This window comes from Bordetella tumulicola (assembly GCF_054779135.1).
The window spans coordinates 511,256-533,184 of sequence record NZ_BAAGYU010000011.1; the positions used below are offsets into that span (position 1 = coordinate 511,256).

The following is a 21,929-nucleotide window of genomic DNA, read 5'->3' on the forward strand; positions in this document are numbered from 1 at the left end:
TAGTCTTGCAGTACGCAGGATTTGAGGGCCGCACTATAATATAGTCCCCTAGGTTATATTTGATTGCTCATTGCCATGGCCCATACCTCCCGCCAGAAAGACAAACTGATCGCCCGTGTGCGCCGTATCAAGGGGCAGTTGGAGGGTATCGAGCGCGCTTTGGAGGCAGACGCGGCATGTGTTGAAGTGCTGCGTCAAATAGCGTCCGTCCGCGGCGCGGTCGGCGGGCTGACGGCGCAGATGATGGAAGACCATCTGCGCGAGCATGTCCTGGTTGCGGAAACGGATAAGGAGCGCCATCAAGGGGGCGAGGACATGATCGAGGTCATTCGGGCCTACATGAAATGAATCGGTTGCTCGCTGGCAGTTTTTTCGAGATACCAGGAACGCCCTGATGACAACTTACAACCCTTCGACCCCCAGTCACGATCACTTCTTTCTTGGCAGCGATCACCAGCGTAATGAGCGCAAGGTGTGGCTGGTGATCATCCTGACGGCCAGCATGATGCTGGTCGAAATCATTGCCGGCACTATCTATGGCTCGATGGCGCTGGTTGCCGACGGCTGGCATATGTCCACCCATGCCGGCGCACTGCTGATTACGGTGCTGGCGTATCGCTTCGCACGCCGAAATGCCCGCAACCCGCGTTTCACCTTTGGTACGGGAAAGCTTGGCGATTTGGCCGGTTTTGCCAGTGCGGTGTTGCTGGCCTTGATTGCATTGCTGATTGGTTGGGAGAGTCTGGTTCGCCTGACTCAGCCTATCCATATTGACTTCGAGCAGGCGATTGCTGTGGCGGCCGTGGGGCTGGTCGTCAATCTGGCCTGCGCCTGGCTATTGAGAGACGACCACGCGCATCATGGTCATCATCACCATCATGGTCACGACCATCACCACCACAGTCACCATGAAGACCATCATGCGCCAGGCAAAGGCCGTGACAACAACCTGCGCGCGGCTTACTTGCATGTGCTGGCTGATGCGCTGACTTCCGTTCTGGCGATCGTCGCGTTGCTGCTGGGTAGGAGCTATGGCTGGTCGTGGGCCGACCCCGCCATGGGCGTGGTCGGCGCGCTGGTGATCGCCCGGTGGTCATGGGGTCTGATCCGGGATTCGGGTAGCGTGCTGCTCGATGCGGGTGACGAGGGGCAGGAGGTGCAGCAAGAGATTCGGGAGGCGATAGCGCGCACGGGAAGCCAAGTTACGGATCTGCATGTCTGGCAGGTTGGCCCCGGTCATTTCGCGGCGATTATCGCGTTGATCGCCGAGGGACCCCAGGAGCCAGCGGATTACAAGGCGCTGCTCGCGCATATTCATGAACTGTCGCATGTCACCGTCGAAGTGCAGCATGGGGCAGCATGAGCATCGGCACGACGTCGAGAACCTGGCCTAGGTGAATCAACCGCGATGGCGTGACGCTGTGATCGCCCTTCCGGTATCATCGCCACGACAATCTCCTAACCGCAGGACGACATCAACGTGGCAGAGCAGAAACCGGTTTCACGCCGTCAAGGGATTCAGTCCGTAGAGATTGGCCTGCGTGTGCTGGCCGCGCTGGCCGCGCAGGACGGGCCTGCTGCGCTCGGGGTGGTTGCCAAGGCTTGCGGTCTGTCTTCGTCGCAAACGCATCGGTATTTGGCCAGCTTGGTGACAACCGGCATGGCGGTCCAGCGTCAGGATTCCGGACGATATGACTTGGGCGATGGCGCGCTGCGGTTGGGGTTGGCCGCGCTATCGCGTACCGATCCGTTTAATAGGGCAAATGAGTCGATCACGGCTTTCGTCCGGGATACTGGGCGAACGGTGTTGTTAGCCGCGTTGGCGCCTACGGGCCCGGTCATTGTGCGCCTTGCGATGGGGTCGCCGCCTGTGATCACCTCTTTAATGGCCGGGTCTCCATTGCCTTTGTTGCGCTCCGCGACGGGGCACGTGTTTCTGGCGTTTCGACCAGAAAGCGTGACGCGCGAAATGGCTCGGCACGAACTCAAGGCCGTTCGCGGCTTGAAAGCGGTTGACGTCAAACGGATCAAGCAGCAAGTCAGAGCAGAGGGCTATGCCTCGGTGAGTGGTTCCTTGATTCCCGGTCTGCGGGCGGCGGCGTTGCCGATTTTTGATATGCAGGGCGAGGCGCTGTTTGTCGCGACGCTGATCGCCAACGAGGCCTTCGAGCCTGATCATGATGCTGCGTTGCGAACGCAGTTGGCGCACGTGTGCCGGCAAATCAGCGATGCCATCGGTGGCCAAGTCCCTGTGTAGTTTCACCGTCTGATTTTCTTTTCTTGCGTGGCACGGTCGCCAACCATGGCGACGCGGCATTGCTTTGCCCATGGATATGATCTATCGTTTTTTGAATGCATATTATGCAATTCATTTGACATTGAGGAATATCGGAAATACAGTGATCTGCTTGGAGACATGCCGTTCGATGAGGCGGTATTCACGCGATCAATCACCGACAGAGGGGCTGCTATGACTGCCTTGTCGTACCCCGCGCAGGCCCGGGCCTGGCCGGCTGACGCCGATGCCGCCGTGCCTTATTGGGTGTATTCGGATCCCGCCATCTATCAGGCGGAATTGCAAAAAATCTGGTACGGACCACATTGGCTTTATGTCGGGCTGGAGTGTGAAATTCCTGACGTCGGCGACTGGAAAACCACGACACTGGGCGAGCGGCCGGTCGTGATGGTGCGTAGCGCAGAAAATGAGATTTCCGTGGTGGAAAATCGCTGTGCGCATCGTGGCGTGAAGTTCTGCCAGTCCCGGTTCGGGCACTCGGAGGAACTGGTCTGTCCGTATCATCAATGGTCCTACGCCTTGAATGGCGACTTGCAAGGGGTGCCGTTTCGTCGGGGCGTGCGGCGCCAGGGAGGCATGCCGGCGGATTTTGATCTGGGCGCCAACGGCCTGAGCAAGCTGCGCGTAGAAGCCGTCAACGGCGTGGTGTGGGCAACATTTTCCGCCGACACGCCCTCGTTTCGCGAATACCTGGGCGAGCGTTTCTGGAAGCACTACACGCGGGTCTATGACGGTCGCAAGCTGCAAGTGCTGGGGTACAACCGCCAGCACATCCCGGGTAATTGGAAGCTGATGCAGGAGAACATCAAGGACCCGTATCACGCGGGTTTGCTGCATGTGTTCTTCGCGACTTTCGGTTTGTTCCGCGCGGATCAAAAATCCGCCGTGGATATGGACGACACGGGACGCCACGGTATTTTGATCAGTCGAAAGGGCGAGCAGCAGGCCAACGATGTCACCGGGGACATGCGCAATTTCCAGGGTGACTTGGCCTTGGCTGATCCGCGCATTCTGGACGTCGTGCAAGAATTCCCCGGCGAAGAGACTGTCGGTATGATCACCGTTTTTCCGAGCGTGATCCTGCAGCAGCAGGTGAATTCGCTGACGACCCGTCAAATCGTGCCCAAGGGGCCTGGTGCTTTCGATTTTCATTGGACGCACTGGTGCTATGCCGACGACACACCGGAAATGCGCTTGCGTCGCACGCGTCAGGCCAATATGTTCGGGCCGGCCGGCTTCGTGTCGGCCGATGATGGCGAGGTGATCGAGATGACGCAGCAGGGCGCGTCGGGGTCGCCCGAGGCGAATATGATTCTGCAGATGGGCGGGCGTGACATCATGCCCACCGATCATCAGGTGACGGAGACCGCCGTCCGAGGCATGTATCGATATTGGCGAGAGGTGATGGGCCTATGACGACGAGCCCTCAAGCGCCGGTTTCCATGATGCCGATCACGCGTGATGCCGTACGCGATTTTTTCGATGACTACTATGCGGCGCTGGACGATGTCAGGTTGCACGACTGGCCGGATTTTTTTACGGCGTCCTGCATATATCGCGTGATCCCGCGCGAGAACTATGAACGTGGCTATCCGCTCTGTACGATGCAGGCCGAGAGTCGCGGCATGTTGCAAGACCGTGTTACCGGCCTGACGCGCACACAGATGTACGCGCCGCGTTACTACCGGCGTTTTCCGACGGCGCCTCGCATCGTGGCCGAGACGGATAACGGGGTGCGTGCGCGGCATAGCCTGCTCATCATCCAGACATTGCTGGATAAGCAATCCGACGTTGTGCTGGCCGGCGTTTGTCATGACCACATTGTGGTGGACGAAGGCCGGCTACGGCTGGCCGAACGCATTGTCGTATTCGATTCCGAAATGATCCCCAACAGCCTGGTGTATCCCGCATGACACACGCTACCCATCTATTCCCACTGACCTGGATACCGACGACGGTGACGCCCGCCGATCTGGAAACCTATGGCGCTGCGCCTGCCGATGTGGGGGGCGTGCGCGTGGCGCTTTATGCGGTCGATGATCAGTTTTACGCCACCGCGGATCTCTGCACGCATGGGCACGGCAGCCTTTCCGAAGGATTTCTGGACGGAGAAATCGTCGAGTGCCCGCTGCATCAGGGCTTGTTCAATGTGAAGACGGGGGAGGCCGTCGGCGCACCGTGTACGGTCGCCGTGAAAACCTACCCCGTCAAATTACAAGACGGGGCGTTGCATGTTGCCCTGCGGTTGGATGACGACGACGCCTCTTAAAGCACCCGGTCCAGCCGTTTGACGGTCTCGTACATGACTTCGACGCCGATGGCTGCCTGCTCGGGCTCCAGCCATTCCTCGGGCGTGTGGCTGCGACCATCCAGGCAGGGGACAAAGATCATGCCGAAAGGACCGAGGTGGGAGACAAACATGCCGTCATGTCCGGCGCCGCTGGGTAGCGAGCAAAATGATTTGCCCAGCGCTTGAGCGGTCTCGGCGATCACTTGTTGCACGGTATTGGCGCACGGCGTGGCCGGTACATGGCTCACGACTTCGGTATCGATTGTCAGGCCGAGTTGTTCGAACTCAGGAGCTAATCGCGTGACGAGATCGTCGCAAAAGGTCGCAACCGCGGCCTCGTCTGCGCTACGGCATTCCAGGAGCAATTCCACATAGGCCGGCACGGCGTTGGCGGCATTGGGACGAATGCGCTCGACCCGACCGATCGTGGCGACTAGCGGCATATCGGGTGTGCTGGCGGCGAGGGCGGCCCGATATGCGCCATCGATCAGGCGGGCGGCGCCGACCAGGGCATCGGCGCGATCGCGCATCGGGGTTTGACCCGCGTGGTCGGCGCGTCCTGTCACGGCGACGCGCGTGCGGCGAATCGCGGCAATGCCCGTCACCACGCCGATATCCAATTGGCGCGTTTCCAGCGTTTTGCCTTGCTCGATGTGGAGTTCCAGAAATCCCGCGATGCTGTTCGGGCCGCGTCGGGCGGCGTCGAGTTGATCGGGATCGCCGCCCACGCCGCGCAATGCCTCGCCCAGCGTCGTGCCGTCCGCGCGGGTGGCTGCCAACATGGTGTCGTCGAGCTTGCCGGCCAGTGCACGGCTGCCGATGCATGACAGGCCGAATTCGCTGGGTTCCTCGGCGAGAAAGTCGATGACCTCAAGGTTGTGTTCCAGCTGTTCGCCGCATTCTTGCAGAGACTGCGCCACTTCCAGTGCCGCGATGACGCCCAGGATGCCGTCAAAGCGGCCGCCCGACGGGACGCTGTCGGAGTGCGATCCGAGCAAAATCGGTGGGAGCGACGGGTTGCGGCCGGCGAGACGACCGATGAGGTTACCGCCGGTGTCGATACTGACGGTCAAGCCGGCCTGCTCGAATTGCTCTGCCAGCCACTGGCGACCGTCGAGAAATGTGGGTGTGAAAGAACGGCGTGTCCAGGGGCGGTCGGGCTCGGTCTTGGTCGCGAGTGTGGTCAGGCGCGACCATAGGCGTTCGGCGTTGGTACTCATGGGTATCTCTAAAATAAAAAGGGTGCGTTGGCACCCTTGGGGTCTTGAATCACTGGCAATAATGAAAGGTTACTGCGTTCTTGGGCCAGGCTGCTCGGGGGTCCGTCGATTTGATTTTTGTGCAGGCATTTATTTCGTAATCGGACCACGCAAAAAAGGGATGGCGCCTCGCGGCGCCATCCCTTTTGACCTGCTATCGCGAGCGTGTTGGCTTAGGCGCCGACAGGCTTGCCGTCTTGGCGACGTACCACGATCGTGGCCGAGCGGGCGTCGCCGCCTTCCGGACGCACGGTGTTCCACGCCATATTGGGGTGCTGAATGTTGATAAAGAATGCGGTCAAGTCCGGCGAGTAAGCAATACCGGTGATTTCGCAGCCGCCAGGGCCTACCAGGAAGCGCTTGGATTCACCCGTTTCTTGGTCAACGTAGTACATGGAGTTGTTGCCGAACCCGGTAGCGCCCGAGTCGGTTTGAACCCACAGGCGGCCCTTGGGGTCAATGCGCAGACCGTCGGGGCTGGAGAACGTGTCGCCGTTGATGTTGCCGGTGACGTTCTCGGGTTGACCTTCGGATTCGGCATGACCCGCCAACAGCAGCATTTCCCATTGGAACGTCGTGGCCAGCGCGGAGTCGCCGGACTCTTGCCAACGGACGATATGACCGTGCGAGTTGTTGATGCGGGGGTTGGCGGCGCTGGTGCGCTTGCGGCTGCTGTTGTTGGTCAGCGTGCAGTAAACGCGCTTGTCCACCCCGACAGTGACCCATTCCGGACGATCCATCAGGGTGCCGCCAGCGACGCGTGCAGCGGCTTTGGTGTTGATGAGTACGTCGGATTGCGTCTTGAAGTCAATGATCGACGATTCGGGCAAGGTGCCCGGGGCAACCTGCGTGAAGTTGCCCGGATCGACGGCGCCGACGGTCAGGCCGTTTTTGCCCGCGGTCAGTTCAACCCAGTTACCCGAGCCGTCATCGTTGAAGCGAGCGACGTACAACGTGCCTTCGTCCAACAGGCTGCTGTTGTTGGCACGGTTGGCGGGGTCGTAGGACTTGCTGGGAATGAACTTGTAAATGCAACCCGGCGTGCCATCATCGCCCATATAGAAGGCGACACGGTTGTCGTCGTTCAGCATGTAGGCGGTGTTTTCGTGGTCGAAACGGCCCATGGCGGTACGTTTGACCGCCGTGGCGTTGGGCGCGTAGGGGTCGATCTCGACGATCCAGCCGTAGCCTTCTTCGGCTTGGGTCGGGTCCCAGTAGTTGTCGGTCGTTTCTTCGCAAGTCAGGTACGTGCCCCAGGGGGTCGGGCCGCTTGCACAGTTGTTCAGTGTGCCGACGACGGTCGAGCCAACCTTGGCGGCAGCGGGGCCGCTGACGTTGTAGACGGTGTTGCCGGAGTAACGCTTGTTGTAGCTCGAATTCGTGTTGACCGACCACTTGCCATCGTCCGAACGCACGATTTCGATGACGGATACACCGACGTTCGACAGGTTGGTCTTGGTGGGCTCAGTGTCCAGGTTCAGCGTGGCGCCGTCGACGTTTTCGTGGTTGAGAACCAGCAAACCGCCCTTGTTCGGGTCTACGCCTTCCAGGGGATAGAAGTGCATTCCGTCGTGTTGACCGCCAGCCTGCGTTTCCGTGACGGGATAGGATTGGGGGGCGCCGGTATAGCCTATCGAGCCGATGGCGCATTTGTCGCCAGCCGAATAGAGGACTTCAACCAGGTAGCCTTCAGGCACCGTGACGGTATCCGCGGTGATCAAATCGTCCAGGGGCTTGAAGGTGACGTCGTATCGGGTGTCGGGTGTTTCGCCGCCGCTACCATTATCGTTGTCGCTGTCGTCATCATCATCGTCACTGCTACTGCCACAGGCGGCCAGCGAGCCACCGAACACGGACAGTAACGACAAACCAATACTGTTCCTCAATAACGTGCGGCGAGCCGGGTTGGCCGCAACGATATCCTCAAGCATCTGACCCGGGACGATGATTTCGCCACGTGCGTCGCGGCTCGGGGCACGCAATTTATCTGTCAAGTACGACATGTAGACCTCGTAGAGTGTGATTTGTTTCTTCAGGGAAACGTCAGGAACGGACGAGAGACTACGGGGGGAGTGTGACGGACGTATTGCGATCGACGAAAAACTTGTGCGGAAGGGCTTAAAAATCGCTAGCTGACACGATCAACGTGATGGAGACAGCCGTCGCCTGGCGAATCTGCTTGTTGAGCATTTCTTTACCAGGCCTTGTAAGTGATTGCAGTGCAAGGACTTTTCGTGCTTGTCCGAAAACTATTCAAGGGGTTGTCCACATTGAACGTGGATAAGCTTGGGGGAGCGATAGTTTATTGTTCTGCCATGTGATGGGAGGGCAAAGCGCATCGCTTTGCCCTCCATCGATATCCCGGCCGGTGGCGTTGCGGTATCAAGCCGCCAATTTATTTACCCAGGCGAGGTAACCGTCGAGCCAACCTTGCAGGAACTTGCGCGTGCCTTCGTTGGTGATGGTGTATTGATCGTCAATGAGTCCATCGGTGGTTTGCAGGAAAACCTCGGGGGTGGTGAACACGCTGACGCCTTCGGCGGCGAGGATGTTGCGCAGATGCTGTTGGGCCATGGCGGTGCCGGCCGCACTGGGCGACGTGCCAACGATGCCGCCGGTTTTACCGACCCACGAGTTTTGTCCCCAGGGACGCGAACCCCAATCGATGGCGTTTTTCAGTGCTGCGGGGATAGAGCGGTTGTGCTCGGGCGTGACGAACAACAGGCCGTCGGCATCTGCGATCAACGCCTTCATCTTGGCGGCGGGCGCCGGCAGGTTGGTTTCCTGGTCTTGGTTGTACAGCGGAATATCGCCCAGGCTGGCGTATTCGAACTGAACATTATCAGGGATCAATTTTTCCAGGGCACGGGCTAGGCGCAGATTGATAGATTCGGCCCGAAGGCTGCCCACGAATACGGCGATTTTGGTGTTGCTCATTGCACATGCTCCAGGGTAAGGGGAGCGCCTAGTGTAGGCCTGAGATTTGGCGGCCTCAAGACAGATATGGATCGGCGGCGATGGCTGAGGCTCATATATAAATAAAAGAACAATATAGGGCGGCGCGTCTGGTGGGGCAGTGGTGTTTGGAATATGGAATGCACCGCAATGGTGCATTTATGCTTCGGATTTGCCCGTAGACGGAGCAAGTCGGTGCTGCGCCAGCGTGATTTCCCAGCCAATGTGACGGACTTACGGCGTCGCAGTCGGGCGAAACTCGAGTTGGCATGCTGTTTGCTAGGGTAATTACTAAGAGGCCGGATGGATGCATACCGACCCGCACGCAGCAAGGAGTTTTCGTATGTCCGCTCATGTTCCCGCCCCTGTCACCATGCTTGTGACGCGCCACATATCACCCGAACGTTATGGGGATTTTCTGAATTGGATGCGGCAGGGGGAAATCCTGGCCGCCGGTTTTCCGGGGTTCCTGGGCTCAGGCGTATTGCAGCCGCCCGAGGGCGGGGACCAATATCAGATTGTGCTGCGTTTCGATGATGCGGCAAGCCTGGCCCGCTGGGAAAATTCATTACCCCGCCGGATGTGGCTCGAGCGGGGCGCCAGCCTGGTACACGCCAGTCGTATTCATCGTGTCAGTGGAATGGATGCCTGGTTTGGGTCCGCGCGTAGCGCGCCGCCTCGTTGGAAACAAGCCATCAGTATTTGGCTGGCGTATTTTCCGATGCTGCTGCTATTCAGTGTGTTGTTGAATGAGGAGTTGAGCACCTTGCCCGTATTTTGGCGGGTGTTTGTCACGACGGTTTGCATGACGCCGGTGCTGTCGTTCATTTGTATTCCGGTCATTACCCGCTTGCTACGAGGATGGTTGCAGCCCGCGGCTCGAGGGATGTCGCGATGACCTGTCAATTCTTACAGGTTCAGGAGAAAATTCTGACACTTGACTGAACCTTAAACGAAAATTGTTTACACTTACGCAGATCCTGTTCGAAAACAAAAAAGGCGCGGCCAAGCGGGGCGCGCCTTTTTCAACAATGGAGATTGTTCCGATGCGTAAGGTGCTTTACGGCATGCTGCTGGTGGCTGCGTTGACGGGAGGCGCCGCCCAGGCGGCGGCTGAGCCCAAGGCGGTGGTAACGACCTATTCCGATATCGCGTTAGCCGGCTACGAAGACTCGCTTGTCTCTGCCAAGGCATTGCGCACTGCCATTGATGCGTTGATCGCGAAACCCGGCACCGAGACGCTGCAAGCCGCGCGCACCGCATGGCTGGCGGCCCGGGTGCCTTATCAGCAAACCGAGGCCTTCCGTTTCGGCAATCCGATTGTGGATGACTGGGAGGGCAGCGTAAACGCCTGGCCGTTGGACGAGGGTCTGATTGATTACGTGGACGCGTCCTACGGGTCGGACAGTGACCAAAATGCGTTTTACGCCGTCAACGTGATTGCCAACGCCAAGCTGTCGGTGGGTGGCAAAACGATCGACGCCACCACGATCACTCCCGAGCTGTTGGCCGAAAATCTGCACGAAGCCGACGGCAACGAGGCTAACGTGGCGACGGGCTACCATGCCATTGAGTTTTTGCTGTGGGGTCAGGATTTGAATGGCACGGGGGCCGCACCCGCCGACCGCACAGGGTCGCCGCAGGAACGCCACTCGGGCAATCGTCCACATACTGATTTTGATCCGGCCCAGTGCACGGGCGGAAACTGCGAACGTCGTATCCAGTATCTGCAGGCCGTAACGGATCTGCTGATTTCCGATCTGGAGGAGATGGTCGACAATTGGAAATCTGACGGAGAGGCGCGCAAGGCGGTCGAAAGCGACCCCAAGGCGGGACTGGTTGCCATGATGACGGGCCTGGGCAGCCTGTCGTATGGCGAGTTGGCGGGCGAGCGCATGAAGCTCGGTCTGATGCTGAACGACCCCGAAGAAGAGCACGATTGCTTCTCCGACAACACGCACAATTCGCATTACTACAACCAGATCGGTATTCGCAACGTCTATCTGGGCGACTACCAGCGCACGGACGGCAAGACCGTCTCGGGCGCGAGCGTGTCCGACCTGATCAGGGCGCGGGATCCCAAGCTGGATACCGAAATGCGCGGCAAGCTCGACGCGACCGTGGCGGCGATGCAGGCAATGCGCGACCGTGCAGACAAGGTCGAAACCTATGACCAGATGATTGCGCCGGGTAACACCGAGGGCAACGCCATCGTGCAAGCCGCGATTGACGCCCTGATCGATCAGACTCGTAGTCTGGAGCGCGTGATTGCCACGCTGGAGCTCGGTGACGTGGCGCTTGAAGGCTCGGATAGTCTGGACAAACCGGAAGCCGTATTTCAGTGAGCAAGATCGTTGTCGTATTAGCGGCGCTGGCAGCGGCCAGCGCCGTTGCCGCCTCTGGCGGACGGGATGACCTGACCGATGAGGATCGCGTCCGGGTGGCCAAGGTCACGGCGCCGACCAAGGACTTTTCGGGTCCGGAGGCGTTCGAGACCTTGCCCGCAGGGGCGGGCACGACGCGCAAGCTGATCAATGCCGACATTTTTTCGCATCCTTCGGCCAACCTGACTTTCGAGGGGCGTCAGCAATTCCTGGTGGGCAATGGCTTGTTCCGCAAAGACTGGGTCTCGTCCCCGTCGTCGACGCAGGCGTCAGACGGTTTGGGTCCCATGTTTAATGCGCGTTCGTGTCAGGGCTGCCATACCAAAGACGGTCGTGGCACGGTGCCGGGTTTTGATCCGCTGGAGCGTGGCGATACCGTGGCGCTGTTGCTGCGCTTGTCGGTGCCGCCCGATACGGACGAGCAGCGCCAGCAGTTGGCCTCGGGCCATTTGCCGTTGGTGCCCGAACCCGTCTACGGTTTGCAGCTACAAAATTTCTCGGTGGCCGGCGTCCCGAGCGAAGGCCGCCTGGAAATCGATTATGCCCCGGTGACGGTGCAGCTCAACGGTGGCGAGAGCGCTACCCTGATGAAACCCACCTATCGCATCGAGGATCTGGGTTACGGACCGATGCGCGAGGATGTGCAGATATCGCCACGCATTGCGCAACCCATGATCGGGCTGGGCCTGCTCGAGGCCATACACCCGGCCGATATTTTGGCCAATGCGAATGCCGATCACGGCGATGGAATCAGCGGCCGGCCGAATTGGGTGCATGACCTGCGCACGGGCAAGCGCACATTGGGTCGGTTTAACTGGAAGGCCAGTCAGCCAACGGTCGAGCAGCAAAGTGCCGCGGCGTTCTCCAACGACATGGGCTTGTCGAACCCATTGTTTCCGGCGCATGACGGTGAGTGTACGCAGGCGCAGCCTGGCTGCCAGAATAAGCCGCACGGTGCCCAGCCGCATCTGGGCGAACACGAGGTCCCGGCCGAATTGATGGATTTCGTGACAACGTATTCGGTCAATTTGGCGGTGCCACAGCGACGCGACGTGAGCGACGCTCGGGTGCTGGCGGGCAAAAAGCTTTTCTATCAGGCAAATTGTGTCGCCTGCCACGTGCCCAAATACGTGACGCGACGCGACGCTGCCCGCCAAGAGCACCGCTTCCAGTTGATCTGGCCCTATACCGACATGTTGTTGCACGATATGGGTGAGGGTCTGGCGGACAAGGTGTCCGAGCATGACGCCAGCGGTAGCGAATGGCGTACTCCGCCGTTGTGGGGCATCGGCCTGACGCGCACCGTGAATCCGAATGCCACCTGGTTGCACGATGGCCGTGCGCGTTCGCTGTTAGAGGCCGTCTTGTGGCATGGTGGCGAGGCCCAGGCTGCGCGAGATCGTGTGGTGGCGATGACGCCCGACGAGCGTGCGGATTTGATTCGATTCCTGGAGTCGCTGTAAGCGATCGACGAGGAGTAAAGATGTTGAAAGCGAAATACGTGTGGTCGGCAGCGATGGTGATGCTGGCGCCCTGGTCTGCCTTGGCCCAACTGCCCACGGATCTGGGGCAGCGCCTGGCCGAGGGCTACGCACGCCCGGCCTTCACTAAGCTGGCGGAGCAGGCGACCCAACTGGAGCAGGCGTTAACGACCTGGTGCCGCAGCGAGGGCCAGGCAGACTCGATGCCGGTCCGGCAAGCCTTTGCCAGCACGGTGCAAGCGTGGGCGGGCGTCGAGTTTTTGCGCTTTGGCCCGCTGGTCCAGGGCAACCGTTACGAAAAGATGGCGTTCTGGCCGGATACGCGTAGCGTCATGCAGCGGCAGTTGCGTGCCTTGTTGGCCACCGAGGATCCTGCCGTGGTGGCGCCTGGGGCATTGGCGTCGCGTAGTGTCGCCACGCAGGGCCTTCCGGCGCTGGAGTATGTGTTGTATGACAAACCCGGCCTCTTGAAATCGCCTTCGGGTAAGGGCTCGACTTATGCCTGCAGCTACGCCGTCGCTGTGGCGGCCAACGTCGTGGCCGTGTCTGGCGAACTGAAGCAGGCATGGAGCGCGCAGGGCGAGTATGGCAAGCACTTTACCGCGCCGTCGCCAGACAACGACTTGTATCGCAGCCAGCAAGAGGTGGCTGGCGAGGCGATCAAGGCGCTGTCCACCGGTTTGCAGTTCGCGCGTGACGTCAAGCTATTACCCGTGCTGGGCGATGCCATGCCGGCTGCGCGCGCGTCGCGCGCGGCATTTTGGCGTAGCGAAATGACGATTCCCACCTTGATCGCCGGCGTGAAAGGGATGCGTGCGTTTTATGACGCCGGTGGCTATCGTTATCCCGATGGCGACGAGTGGATTGGGTCGTCCCTGACGGGCGAGCTGGATCGCGCGGCAGGGGCGCTGGAACAAGAGGACCAGCCGTTGAAACAGGCATTGTCCACCGAGGCAGGGTGGCAGCGACTGACATTGACGGGGCTGATCCTTAAAAATGCCAAAGATATCGTTGACCAGAATTTTGCGCCCGCCATGGGCGTGACGATAGGATTCAATGCGCTTGATGGAGATTGATCGCCGCCGCTTCTTGACGCTGGCCGCATTGGCCGGTTTGTCCCCGGCAGTGCTGCGCGCCGCGCCGCATTTGTCAGAGGACGATGGGCCGTTGTATTTGGCCGCGCGTCGCGCCAACGGTCGCTACGAGGCCGTGGTGCTGAATGCGCAAGGGCGAGCCCAACAGGTCATCCCCATGCCGGATCGTGGCCACAGTTTTGCGCTGGATCCGGCGCGGGGGCGTGCTGTGGCGTTTGGCCGTCAGCCAGGGTTTTTTGCGGTGGCCTTTCGCATTGATGGTTCCCAACCTCCGGTCGCGTTGCAGGCAGCGGATGGACGTCATTTTTTTGGGCATGGCGTGTTCTTGCCCGATGGCCAGCGCATGATCGCCACGGAGAACGACTACGAAGCCGGTCACGGCGTGTTGGGGATTTATGATGCTTCGCCAGGGGGCGATTACCGTCGCATCGGTGAGTTCGAGACGGGAGGCATTGGCCCGCACGAGGTGGTGTTGATGCCGGATGGCAAAACCCTGTGCGTGGCCAATGGCGGCATTCTGACGCATCCGGACTACGGCAAGCTGGCGTTGAATCTGGACACCATGCAGCCGTCGTTGGCCTATATCGATGCGACAAGTGGCCGATTGCTTGAGCGCGTCACGCTGTCGTCGCAATGGCATCGCCTGTCGATTCGTCATTCGGTGTTGGCGGCCGATGGCGCTGTATGGTTTGGTTGCCAGCATATGGGGCCGGCCAGCGAGCAACCGCCGCTGGTGGGACGACATCGCCGGGGACACGAGCCCGAGTTGTTTGCCGGCCCGAGAGACGTGCTGCGCAACTGCCGCAATTACATCGGTTCGGTATCGGCAGATTCGGCAGGGCGGGTGATCGCGACGAGCAGTCCGGTGGGTAATCAGGTGATCTATTGGGATGCAGATAGTGGTCGCTCGCTGGGGGTGACCCATTTGGCGGATGGTTGCGGCGTCGCGCCCCTGGGGCCGTCACGTTTCCTGATCAATAGCGGAATGGGAGCGCTCGTGCAAACGGGCCCCGATGCCCCCGTGCAATCCATTCTGGCGCCGTCGTCCAGCCTATCCTGGGATAATCACTTTCGCCGTTTGTAATGCGTCATCGGTAGGGCCGCGCCTGCAGCCCCCCGATCAGGGTGTGTACCATTTTGGCGGCGAGGCGACGACGTGCGGCAGGGCTGCTGCCCTTTTCCGCTCTGTACCAGATCAGCGACCATTGCAGTCCTCCCAACGCGGTTTTGACGGCAATGGAAGCGTCCACATCGGCCAGTGAGTGATCGGCCTTGGCGGCGTTCATTTGTCGCTTGAATAGCTGCTCGAAACGATCGCGGCTATCGATCAGTTCATCCAGGACCTGGCGCTGCGTCGGCGTCAGCGCGCCAAAACGGTGTAGCTGCACGCCCTGTATTACCACGCTTTCGTACGCGTGGTGTTCGAGCAATGCCATCGCATGCGCCATCAGCATGGCCTCCAGTACGGCCATGCCATTGCCGCGTGTGTGCAGCGCGGGCTCGACCGCGTCAAACAACAGCGACATCCCGTGACGATGCACATCGAAAAACAAGTCGATCTTTGACGCGTAGTAGTGGTAGATGCGGCCCTTGGTGGCACCCATGCGACGCGCGACATCGTCCAGCGTCGTGGCGTGGAAGCCTTGTTCCATGAAGCATTCCGCGGCAGTCCGCAGGATTTCCTGAGTAGATATAGCTCGGCGTTGCATAACAGTCTCGACGGTGCCCGAACGGGTGACTCCAGTTTACCCGCGCGGGGGCGGGATGCTTGATATCCCTGCTTGCACAAAATTAACATACTCAGTAGGATGTTTTTAATCAAAAACAGGAGATACATGATGCGCGTGCTGGTGACCGGAGCGGCAGGCTTTCTGGGGACGAGGCTCACGCTCCAGTTGCTGGCGGCGGGGCAGTTGACCGTGGGCGAGGGCGCGCCCCAGCGTATTACCGAGTTGCTATTGGCGGATCGGCAGGCGGTGACCTTGCCGCCGCATGGCGGTGTGCCCGTGCGCGTCGTACAGGGGGATCTGTCCGATCATGTCTTTGCTCGCGACTTGGCCGCGCAGGGATGCGATTCGATCTTTCATCTGGCGGCGAGCCTGACCTTCGAGGCCGAACAAGATCATGCGCGCGCCTACGCGATCAACGTAGAGGCGGTCCGTCATTTAATCGAGGGAGCCGCTCGCCCGCCACGCTTTGTTTTTGCCAGTTCGATTGCCGTGTTTGGGGGCGCGTTGCCCGATATCGTCGATGACACTGTGCGGGCGGAGCCTGATACGACCTATGGCACACACAAAGCCGTGGTGGAGTTGATGCTGGCCAATTACAGCCGCAAGGGAGCCGCCGATGGTCGCGCGCTGCGACTGCCTATTGTCTTGATCCGACGCGGCGTCGCCAGCCCCGTCGTGTCGGACCGTGTGGCGGCCATCGTGCGCGAGTCGCTGGCGGGCAATGAGGTGGTGTGCGGTTTGGCACCTGACACCCGCATTCCGGTGGCGTCGGTCGGTGCTGTTGCGCGGGCGTTAATTCAACTGCACGATGCGCCGGCGGCCAGCTTGCCTCACGCGCGGGCCATGAATTTTCCTGCCCTGACCGTCAGCGTGGCGGACATGGTGGACAGCGTACCTACTCATGTCGGTGCGGCCGCTGCGGGACCCATTCGCTATCAAGCTGACCCGGCGTTGCAACGCATCGTCGATAGCTGGCCCAAGGTCTTTATATCAAAACATGCGACGTCAATGGGGCTGAGTGCCGATGCGGATTTTGATGCCATTGTTCGGCAGTATCTGGCCGATACGCCTGCAGCCGCGCATTGAGCGCGATGTGCTGAACCTTCGTTGCTCCCCGATAGGTGAAGTTGATGAACGCATCTCGTCATGACGTTTTGCCCGTATGTATTATTGGTGCCGGTTCCTCAGGCGTGACGGTCGCCAAAGCGTTCAAAGCAAAAGGCATCCCGTTTGAGTGCTTTGAGATAGGTTCGAACGTGGGCGGCATGTGGCGGTACGAGAACGACAATGGTTTGTCGTCGGCCTACCGCAGTTTGCATATCGATACCAGCCGCCAGAACCTGGGTTACCCCGACTTTCCCATACCGGATACGTACCCGGACTTTCTCTCTCACACAGAGGTGCTGCAGTACCTCGAAGCCTACGCGGATCATTTTGGTGTACGGCCGCATATTCAATTCAACACGCGTGTGGACCGGATTGAACCCACCGATGACGGCAGTTGGACGGTGACATTACAGGGCGGAACGATCCGGCGGTATCGCGCGGTGGTCGCGGCCAATGGACACTTGTGGGACCCGCGCTGGGCCGAGTTTGAGGGGCAGTTCAACGGTGAGCAGATGCACTCGCACCACTACCGCACGGCTGAGCCGTTTAAGGGCAAGCGCGTGCTAATTGTGGGGATAGGCAATTCGGCCGTGGACGTCACGGTGGATTTGTGCAAAACCGCCGATGCCACTTTCCTGTCGACGCGCCGTAGCGCCTGGGTCATGCCGAAATACATTATGGGCCGACCCCTGGATCGCTGGCTGGGTTTTTTTGCAGGCCGCTTGCGTCTGCCTACACCCGTCGCGCGCACGATCGTGAAATGGCTGGCGTATGGCGTCACCGGCGACCAGGCCCGATTTGGGATCCCGAAGCCAGAACATCCTGTCTGGCGTGAGCACGCGACGTTGAGTCAGGAGTTGATCCCTTATTGTGGTCACGGCTGGATCAAGGTCAAACCCAATATCACTAAGCTCGAGGGTGATACCGTGGTGTTTGATGACGGCTCGCGCGAAGCGATCGATGTGATTATTCATGCGACGGGCTACAAGACAAGCTTTCCCTTTTTGTCGCCAGATATTTTCTCGGTGAATACAGGACGCGTGAATTTATATCGCCGTATGCTGGTGCCGGATTATCCGGGGCTATTTATGCTGGGGCTGGTGCAACCCATTGGGCCCACCATTCCGTTGGTGGAGTTGCAGGGGCGGTGGCTGGCGTCGGTGTTGGCCAACGAAACCATGTTGCCAAATCGTGCCGTCATGCAGCAAGAGATCACGGCGCACCATCATCATCAGGCGAGTCGCTATCTCGACGCCGCGCGATACGCGCTGGAAGTGGACGCACGGGCGTATCGCAAGCAGTTGGTCGGTGATATGGCTCGCAAAGCGTCGCTGGCCTCGTGATGTCCCGACGTGTTGCCGAGATCACCGGAGACAAAAATCCCCCAGCGACACTGGGCATCGTCATGGGGATTTGATACAGTTCTCGACTAGCCAACCCCCGAGTGCACGGGTAACGTGGCGCGCTTTGATCAACACGCTAGGAACGACATGCAAGAGTATTTGGTGAATCTCGAGGCCCTGATGCCACGCCTGACCGAGGCCGCGATCAATATCGCCATGGCCTTGGCGATATTGATTATCGGTTGGTGGATATCGTCATTGCTGGGTGCTTGGGTGCGCCGCGCGGCGACGCGCTCGCCGCGTATCGATGCCACGATTGTGCCGATGTTTCATAGCGTGGTGGTGTGGGCCGTCCGCATTTTTACGGTGATCGCGGTATTGGCGCGTTTTGGCGTCCAGACCGCCAGTTTGATTGCCGTCCTGGGCGCGGCCGGTTTGGCGGTCGGGTTGGCGTTGCAAAATACCCTGCAAAATATCGCCGCCGGCATCATGCTGTTGATCTTGCGTCCGCTACGCACCGGTGAATATGTGGCGCTGAGCAGTGGCGCCGAAGGCACGGTTGAGGAAGTCGGCTTGTTCTTGTGCCGTCTGGTGCAGGTCGACGGCATTCATATTACGCTGCCCAATAGCGTGGTCTGGGGCGCGACCATCACGAATTACAGCCGCAACGTGACGCGTCGTCTGGATATCCCTGTCACGATCCATTATTCGGATGACCTCAATGGGGCACTGGAGAACCTGGCCAAGGTGGCCGCGGCACACCCCATGGTGCTTAAAGACCCGGCACCGTTGATCAAGGTCAGCGAGTACACGGATACTGGCACGGTGATCAACGTGCGCATCTGGTGCGCCGCCGCGCAATACTGGGATCTGCGCTGGGATATGTTCCATCAGATTCGCCAGGCCTTGGCGGCGTCTGGCTTCAAGGCGCCGATCCCGGTACGCGAAATCCAGGGTCAACCCAAAGACGCAAGCGCGGCCTGACCAAGTGACATCCGAAGACACGGGCGCGGACTGCTATTAGAGGCCGCTCAACGAAACAAGAGTAGCCTCATCACACGCCGCCCAAAGAAACAGGAGCGGCTTCATCAGTCGCCGCTCGACGAAACAAACGCGGCTCGATCAGGCGCCGCGTAATGACAGGCTGGCGAGTTCGGCGTGGATCCAGCTTGCGATTTCTCGTTGTCGAAGCGCAGGCATGCGGTCAATGATGGCGGTCACGCTGATCGCCAGCATGGGGTTGCCCTGAGGGTCGAGCAGTGCGCAGCCCACTCCTAGCGCTCCGCGTACGGCGTGATTGCCGACGACGGCATATCCGCGAGAGCGGGTATTCTCGATCAGGCGGAGCATTTCGTGCGGCGTCATCCCACCGTATTCGTCCAGGTACTCCGAATTGCGTTCGACGATGCCGTGCGCCACTGGATTCGGCAGGGCTGCGAGTATCGCCATGCCGCCCGAGCCCACGCCAAGCGGTTGCCGCTTGCCAGCATAAGTCGCCAGGATCTGAACGGGATAGCTGCCTATTTCGCGATGCAGGCTGACCGAATTGTCGCCATCGCGCACCACCAGAAACACCGCGTCGCCGGTGCGTTCCGCCAGTCGTTTCAGGCTGGGCAATGCCTGGCTGACACGCGGGTCGGGTGTGGGCGCATTAGGCCGGGTTGCCCATTGCGCCTGGTATTTCTTGGTGCCGGGAACGGGCAAGACCAGGCCAGCGTCCAGCAGGGCGGCCAGCAATCGGTAGATCGTCGGACGCTGAATAGCGGTCAATCGGGCAATGTCCGTGATGCTGAGGCCGGTCGAGCCATGGTCGCGCAGGGCGGCTAATACGGCCAGCCCGCGACGCAGGGTGCGCGGACCAGAAGAACTCTCTGAAATCGACATACAACGCTCAAAAATAACAATAACGAAAGGCCGGGTTTGCGGTTTGTCAGCATAAGGGTAGCAAACACAGTGTCCGTCCTGTGGACTTTACCTTGGCCGGCGTGTGGCTGCTAGTGGTAAATTGTGGCGGCATTACAGACCATAACGTCCGTTGAACGGACACTCTCACAGGAGACCCGACATGATCAAAGGTCAAAAGCCCCGTTTTATTCGCCATGCCGCGTCGCTACTTGCCGGTGCCCTGGGTTCTATGGCGATCGCCGCCAGCGCCCAAGCCGCCTACCCAGACAAGCCCGTGCACATCGTGGTTGGTTTTTCGGCGGGGGGCACTACCGATGTGATCGCTCGCATCATGGCTAAAGAATTGACTCAAGCGTTAGGTGAGTCCTTCGTCGTTGAAAATAAGCCCGGTGCGGGCAGCAACATTGCCACCGACTATGTAAAGCGCGCAAAGCCCGATGGCTACACGCTGCTCTTCGTCGCGGTGACCAGCACCATCAACCAAACGCTGTACCGGAACGTTTCATTCGACTTGACCAAGGACTTTGACGCCATCGCCCTGGGCGCCAAAGTGCCGAATATCCTGGTCGTGAACCCCAATGTACCGGTCAAGTCGGTGCAAGAGCTGGTTGATTACGCCAAGGCAAATCCGGGCAAATTGGCGTTTGCTTCCTCGGGCAGCGGCACGTCTATTCATATGGCCGGCGAGCTGTTCAAAATGCGTACCGGCCTGGATCTGTTGCACGTCCCGTACAAGGGCAGCGCACCGGCTGTGACCGATTTGATCGGTGGCCAAGTGCAGCTCATGTTCGACAACATGCCGGCGTCATGGCCGCATGTGAAGGCTGGCAAACTGAGAGCCTTGGCCGTCACTACCGCCCAGCGTTCGCCGTCGGCCCCCGATCTGCCCACGATGCAGGAACTGGGTTACGACAAATTTGACGTGTCGTCGTGGTTTGGCTTGATTGCGCCGGCCGGCACGCCGCCCGAAGTCATCGAGAAACTCAACGCCGTCATGGTCAAGGCGCAAGACAACCCCGAAGTGAAAGCAGCTTTTGCGGGCCTTGGGGCTGTGGGTGAAAAAACCACGCCTGAAGAGTTTGGCGCGTTCATCAAGTCGGAAATCGAAAGCTGGGCACCGGTGGTCAAAGCCTCGGGCGCACAAGTCGATTAATCTCCGTGACTGATAAGCCACACCTCGACGGGGGTGGCGCTTAAGTCATCAGGCGGGCCATATTTATGGCCCGCCTGATTGTTTTGAGAAGGTGGCATGATCGCCACTCGCGTGACGGACTATTTATTCTGCGCCGCGGTCTTGCGCAGCATGGCCGTACATACTCCACGCAGCATGTCGACTTCGTCCCGACTGAGCCCGCTGCGGCCGAACAGGTGCCGCATGCGGGGCATCAGTTTTTTGGGATGCGCCGGATCCAGGAATTCGACCTGGATCAGCGCTTGTTCCCAATGGGCCAGGAAGGCCTGCACGGCGTCACTGGTAGCGAGTGCCGAGCCTGGATCGGGCTGTTGCGCGGTCGAGACGGGGAGCAGGGCTGTCCCTTGCTCGATCAGTAAGGCATAGCGCAGTTCCCAAGCGGCGAGTTGCAGCGCCTGGGCGACATTTAGCGAGCTGTATTCGGGGTTGGCGGGGATGTGGCAGATGCGTTGGCACAGGGCAATCTGGGTGTTGGTCAGCCCGGCGCGCTCCGTCCCCAGGACCACGGCCGTGCAGCCGGATCCGGGGCTGGCAAGGTGGTCGCGGGCCAGTTCGGCGGCTTGCCGGATATCGCAAGGAGGAGGACCCAGGTCTCGCACTCGTGCCGTCAGGGCGAATGCCAAGGTGACGGGGGCGAGGGCTTCTTCGAGCGTATTGCAGATCCGGGCTCGTTCGAGGACGTCCACCGCGCCACTGGCCAGCGCCACCGCCTCGGGCTGTGTGGTCATGTCCGGATAGCGAGGGTCGACCAGGACCAGATCCTGGAACCCCATCGTCTTGATGGCGCGCGCCGCCGACCCGACATTTCCGGGGTGGCTGGGCTGTACCATGATGAACTGAACGCGTGAAAATGCTTGAGTCATTTAAAATACCCGGTTTGGCCTAGTGCCATC

The 21,929-nt window shown here is 59.9% G+C and carries 21 protein-coding genes; 15 read left to right on the plus strand and 6 right to left on the minus strand.

Translation table 11 applies throughout. The annotated features are described in order from the left end of the window. Positions 1-75: 75 nt before the first annotated feature. From ACYVDM_RS24585 to ACYVDM_RS24610, 6 genes are all read left to right on the plus strand, one after another. Entirely contained in the window at positions 76-348 is a 273-nt protein-coding gene (locus ACYVDM_RS24585) for a metal/formaldehyde-sensitive transcriptional repressor (RefSeq protein WP_415792597.1), read from the plus strand. Between the two features lie 46 nt (positions 349-394). After that, complete coding sequence (dmeF, locus tag ACYVDM_RS24590) at positions 395-1,363, plus strand: cation diffusion facilitator family transporter (protein ID WP_460475487.1); 969 nt, start codon at positions 395-397, stop codon at positions 1,361-1,363. 117 nt (positions 1,364-1,480) lie between these two features. Further along, positions 1,481-2,257, plus strand: a complete 777-nt coding sequence (locus tag ACYVDM_RS24595; protein WP_415792599.1) for an IclR family transcriptional regulator — start codon at positions 1,481-1,483, stop codon at positions 2,255-2,257. A gap of 213 nt (positions 2,258-2,470) precedes the next feature. Then, positions 2,471-3,712 carry an aromatic ring-hydroxylating dioxygenase subunit alpha gene (locus ACYVDM_RS24600; protein WP_415792600.1) on the plus strand — a complete coding sequence of 414 codons (1,242 nt, stop codon included), beginning with the start codon at positions 2,471-2,473 and terminating at the stop codon, positions 3,710-3,712. Next, entirely contained in the window at positions 3,709-4,209 is a 501-nt protein-coding gene (locus tag ACYVDM_RS24605; RefSeq protein WP_415792601.1) for an aromatic-ring-hydroxylating dioxygenase subunit beta, read from the plus strand. The genes ACYVDM_RS24600 and ACYVDM_RS24605 overlap by 4 nt, the downstream gene beginning before the upstream one ends. Further along, positions 4,206-4,565 (plus strand): non-heme iron oxygenase ferredoxin subunit, encoded by a 360-nt coding sequence (locus ACYVDM_RS24610; protein ID WP_415792602.1) that lies wholly within the window; start codon positions 4,206-4,208, stop codon positions 4,563-4,565. Before ACYVDM_RS24605 ends, ACYVDM_RS24610 begins: the two co-directional genes overlap by 4 nt. Here the strand turns inward: ACYVDM_RS24610 and ACYVDM_RS24615 are convergent. The 3 genes from ACYVDM_RS24615 to ACYVDM_RS24625 all read right to left on the minus strand — a co-directional run bounded on the left by ACYVDM_RS24615 (position 4,562) and on the right by ACYVDM_RS24625 (position 8,782). After that, positions 4,562-5,806: a Zn-dependent hydrolase gene (locus ACYVDM_RS24615; RefSeq protein ID WP_415792603.1), complete on the minus strand. Its 1,245-nt coding sequence runs from the start codon at positions 5,804-5,806 to the stop codon at positions 4,562-4,564. The two genes, ACYVDM_RS24610 and ACYVDM_RS24615, sit on opposite strands and share 4 nt — an antisense overlap. 212 nt (positions 5,807-6,018) lie before the next feature. Next, on the minus strand, positions 6,019-7,848 hold the full coding sequence (locus tag ACYVDM_RS24620; protein WP_415792604.1) for a PhoX family protein: 1,830 nt from the start codon (positions 7,846-7,848) through the stop codon (positions 6,019-6,021). A 379-nt stretch (positions 7,849-8,227) separates the two neighbouring features. Further along, positions 8,228-8,782 carry an NADPH-dependent FMN reductase gene (locus tag ACYVDM_RS24625; RefSeq protein ID WP_415792605.1) on the minus strand — a complete coding sequence of 185 codons (555 nt, stop codon included), beginning with the start codon at positions 8,780-8,782 and terminating at the stop codon, positions 8,228-8,230. Positions 8,783-9,143: 361 nt separating this feature from the next. On the opposite strand from ACYVDM_RS24625, the gene ACYVDM_RS24630 reads away from it, so the two are divergent. The 5 genes from ACYVDM_RS24630 (at position 9,144) to ACYVDM_RS24650 (ending at position 14,843) form a co-directional block, all read left to right on the plus strand. Next, positions 9,144-9,698, plus strand: a complete 555-nt coding sequence (locus ACYVDM_RS24630; RefSeq protein ID WP_415792606.1) for an antibiotic biosynthesis monooxygenase — start codon at positions 9,144-9,146, stop codon at positions 9,696-9,698. A gap of 148 nt (positions 9,699-9,846) precedes the next feature. Continuing rightward, positions 9,847-11,145 (plus strand): imelysin family protein, encoded by a 1,299-nt coding sequence (locus tag ACYVDM_RS24635; protein ID WP_415792607.1) that lies wholly within the window; start codon positions 9,847-9,849, stop codon positions 11,143-11,145. Next, positions 11,136-12,647, plus strand: a complete 1,512-nt coding sequence (locus ACYVDM_RS24640) for a di-heme oxidoreductase family protein (RefSeq protein WP_415792684.1) — start codon at positions 11,136-11,138, stop codon at positions 12,645-12,647. The genes ACYVDM_RS24635 and ACYVDM_RS24640 overlap by 10 nt, the downstream gene beginning before the upstream one ends. Before the next feature lie 20 nt (positions 12,648-12,667). Then, positions 12,668-13,741, plus strand: a complete 1,074-nt coding sequence (locus tag ACYVDM_RS24645; protein WP_415792608.1) for an imelysin family protein — start codon at positions 12,668-12,670, stop codon at positions 13,739-13,741. After that, positions 13,731-14,843, plus strand: coding sequence for a DUF1513 domain-containing protein (locus ACYVDM_RS24650; RefSeq protein ID WP_415792685.1), 1,113 nt, complete (start codon positions 13,731-13,733; stop codon positions 14,841-14,843). Before ACYVDM_RS24645 ends, ACYVDM_RS24650 begins: the two co-directional genes overlap by 11 nt. A 4-nt stretch (positions 14,844-14,847) precedes the next feature. Here the strand turns inward: ACYVDM_RS24650 and ACYVDM_RS24655 are convergent, their stop codons facing one another. Further along, on the minus strand, positions 14,848-15,468 hold the full coding sequence (locus ACYVDM_RS24655) for a TetR/AcrR family transcriptional regulator (RefSeq protein WP_415792609.1): 621 nt from the start codon (positions 15,466-15,468) through the stop codon (positions 14,848-14,850). A 126-nt stretch (positions 15,469-15,594) separates the two neighbouring features. On the opposite strand from ACYVDM_RS24655, the gene ACYVDM_RS24660 reads away from it, so the two are divergent. The 3 genes from ACYVDM_RS24660 (at position 15,595) to ACYVDM_RS24670 (ending at position 18,923) form a co-directional block, all read left to right on the plus strand. Then, positions 15,595-16,575 (plus strand): NAD-dependent epimerase/dehydratase family protein, encoded by a 981-nt coding sequence (locus ACYVDM_RS24660; RefSeq protein ID WP_415792610.1) that lies wholly within the window; start codon positions 15,595-15,597, stop codon positions 16,573-16,575. Between the two features lie 44 nt (positions 16,576-16,619). Continuing rightward, on the plus strand, positions 16,620-17,939 hold the full coding sequence (locus tag ACYVDM_RS24665) for a flavin-containing monooxygenase (RefSeq protein ID WP_415792611.1): 1,320 nt from the start codon (positions 16,620-16,622) through the stop codon (positions 17,937-17,939). Between the two features lie 147 nt (positions 17,940-18,086). Beyond that, positions 18,087-18,923, plus strand: coding sequence for a mechanosensitive ion channel family protein (locus ACYVDM_RS24670; protein WP_415792612.1), 837 nt, complete (start codon positions 18,087-18,089; stop codon positions 18,921-18,923). Positions 18,924-19,061: 138 nt separating this feature from the next. Here ACYVDM_RS24670 and ACYVDM_RS24675 read toward each other — a convergent pair whose 3' ends face one another. After that, positions 19,062-19,823 (minus strand): IclR family transcriptional regulator, encoded by a 762-nt coding sequence (locus ACYVDM_RS24675; RefSeq protein WP_415792613.1) that lies wholly within the window; start codon positions 19,821-19,823, stop codon positions 19,062-19,064. A 181-nt stretch (positions 19,824-20,004) separates the two neighbouring features. On the opposite strand from ACYVDM_RS24675, the gene ACYVDM_RS24680 reads away from it, so the two are divergent. After that, positions 20,005-20,997: a Bug family tripartite tricarboxylate transporter substrate binding protein gene (locus ACYVDM_RS24680; RefSeq protein ID WP_415792614.1), complete on the plus strand. Its 993-nt coding sequence runs from the start codon at positions 20,005-20,007 to the stop codon at positions 20,995-20,997. Between the two features lie 119 nt (positions 20,998-21,116). On the opposite strand, the gene ACYVDM_RS24685 is transcribed toward ACYVDM_RS24680, so the two are convergent. Continuing rightward, positions 21,117-21,899 carry an RNA methyltransferase gene (locus tag ACYVDM_RS24685; protein WP_415792615.1) on the minus strand — a complete coding sequence of 261 codons (783 nt, stop codon included), beginning with the start codon at positions 21,897-21,899 and terminating at the stop codon, positions 21,117-21,119. Between the last annotated feature and the right edge of the window lie 30 nt (positions 21,900-21,929).

Coding starts and splice junctions, on each gene's coding strand:
- ACYVDM_RS24585 (WP_415792597.1), top strand. CDS start 76: ATGGCCCATACCTCCCGCCAGAAAGACAAACTGATCGCCCGTGTGCGC.
- dmeF (WP_460475487.1), top strand. CDS start 395: ATGACAACTTACAACCCTTCGACCCCCAGTCACGATCACTTCTTTCTT.
- ACYVDM_RS24600 (WP_415792600.1), top strand. CDS start 2,471: ATGACTGCCTTGTCGTACCCCGCGCAGGCCCGGGCCTGGCCGGCTGAC.
- ACYVDM_RS24605 (WP_415792601.1), top strand. CDS start 3,709: ATGACGACGAGCCCTCAAGCGCCGGTTTCCATGATGCCGATCACGCGT.
- ACYVDM_RS24610 (WP_415792602.1), top strand. CDS start 4,206: ATGACACACGCTACCCATCTATTCCCACTGACCTGGATACCGACGACG.
- ACYVDM_RS24615 (WP_415792603.1), bottom strand. CDS start 5,806: ATGAGTACCAACGCCGAACGCCTATGGTCGCGCCTGACCACACTCGCG.
- ACYVDM_RS24620 (WP_415792604.1), bottom strand. CDS start 7,848: ATGTCGTACTTGACAGATAAATTGCGTGCCCCGAGCCGCGACGCACGT.
- ACYVDM_RS24625 (WP_415792605.1), bottom strand. CDS start 8,782: ATGAGCAACACCAAAATCGCCGTATTCGTGGGCAGCCTTCGGGCCGAA.
- ACYVDM_RS24630 (WP_415792606.1), top strand. CDS start 9,144: ATGTCCGCTCATGTTCCCGCCCCTGTCACCATGCTTGTGACGCGCCAC.
- ACYVDM_RS24635 (WP_415792607.1), top strand. CDS start 9,847: ATGCGTAAGGTGCTTTACGGCATGCTGCTGGTGGCTGCGTTGACGGGA.
- ACYVDM_RS24645 (WP_415792608.1), top strand. CDS start 12,668: ATGTTGAAAGCGAAATACGTGTGGTCGGCAGCGATGGTGATGCTGGCG.
- ACYVDM_RS24650 (WP_415792685.1), top strand. CDS start 13,731: ATGGAGATTGATCGCCGCCGCTTCTTGACGCTGGCCGCATTGGCCGGT.
- ACYVDM_RS24655 (WP_415792609.1), bottom strand. CDS start 15,468: ATGCAACGCCGAGCTATATCTACTCAGGAAATCCTGCGGACTGCCGCG.
- ACYVDM_RS24660 (WP_415792610.1), top strand. CDS start 15,595: ATGATGCGCGTGCTGGTGACCGGAGCGGCAGGCTTTCTGGGGACGAGG.
- ACYVDM_RS24665 (WP_415792611.1), top strand. CDS start 16,620: ATGAACGCATCTCGTCATGACGTTTTGCCCGTATGTATTATTGGTGCC.
- ACYVDM_RS24670 (WP_415792612.1), top strand. CDS start 18,087: ATGCAAGAGTATTTGGTGAATCTCGAGGCCCTGATGCCACGCCTGACC.
- ACYVDM_RS24675 (WP_415792613.1), bottom strand. CDS start 19,823: ATGTCGATTTCAGAGAGTTCTTCTGGTCCGCGCACCCTGCGTCGCGGG.
- ACYVDM_RS24680 (WP_415792614.1), top strand. CDS start 20,005: ATGATCAAAGGTCAAAAGCCCCGTTTTATTCGCCATGCCGCGTCGCTA.
- ACYVDM_RS24685 (WP_415792615.1), bottom strand. CDS start 21,899: ATGACTCAAGCATTTTCACGCGTTCAGTTCATCATGGTACAGCCCAGC.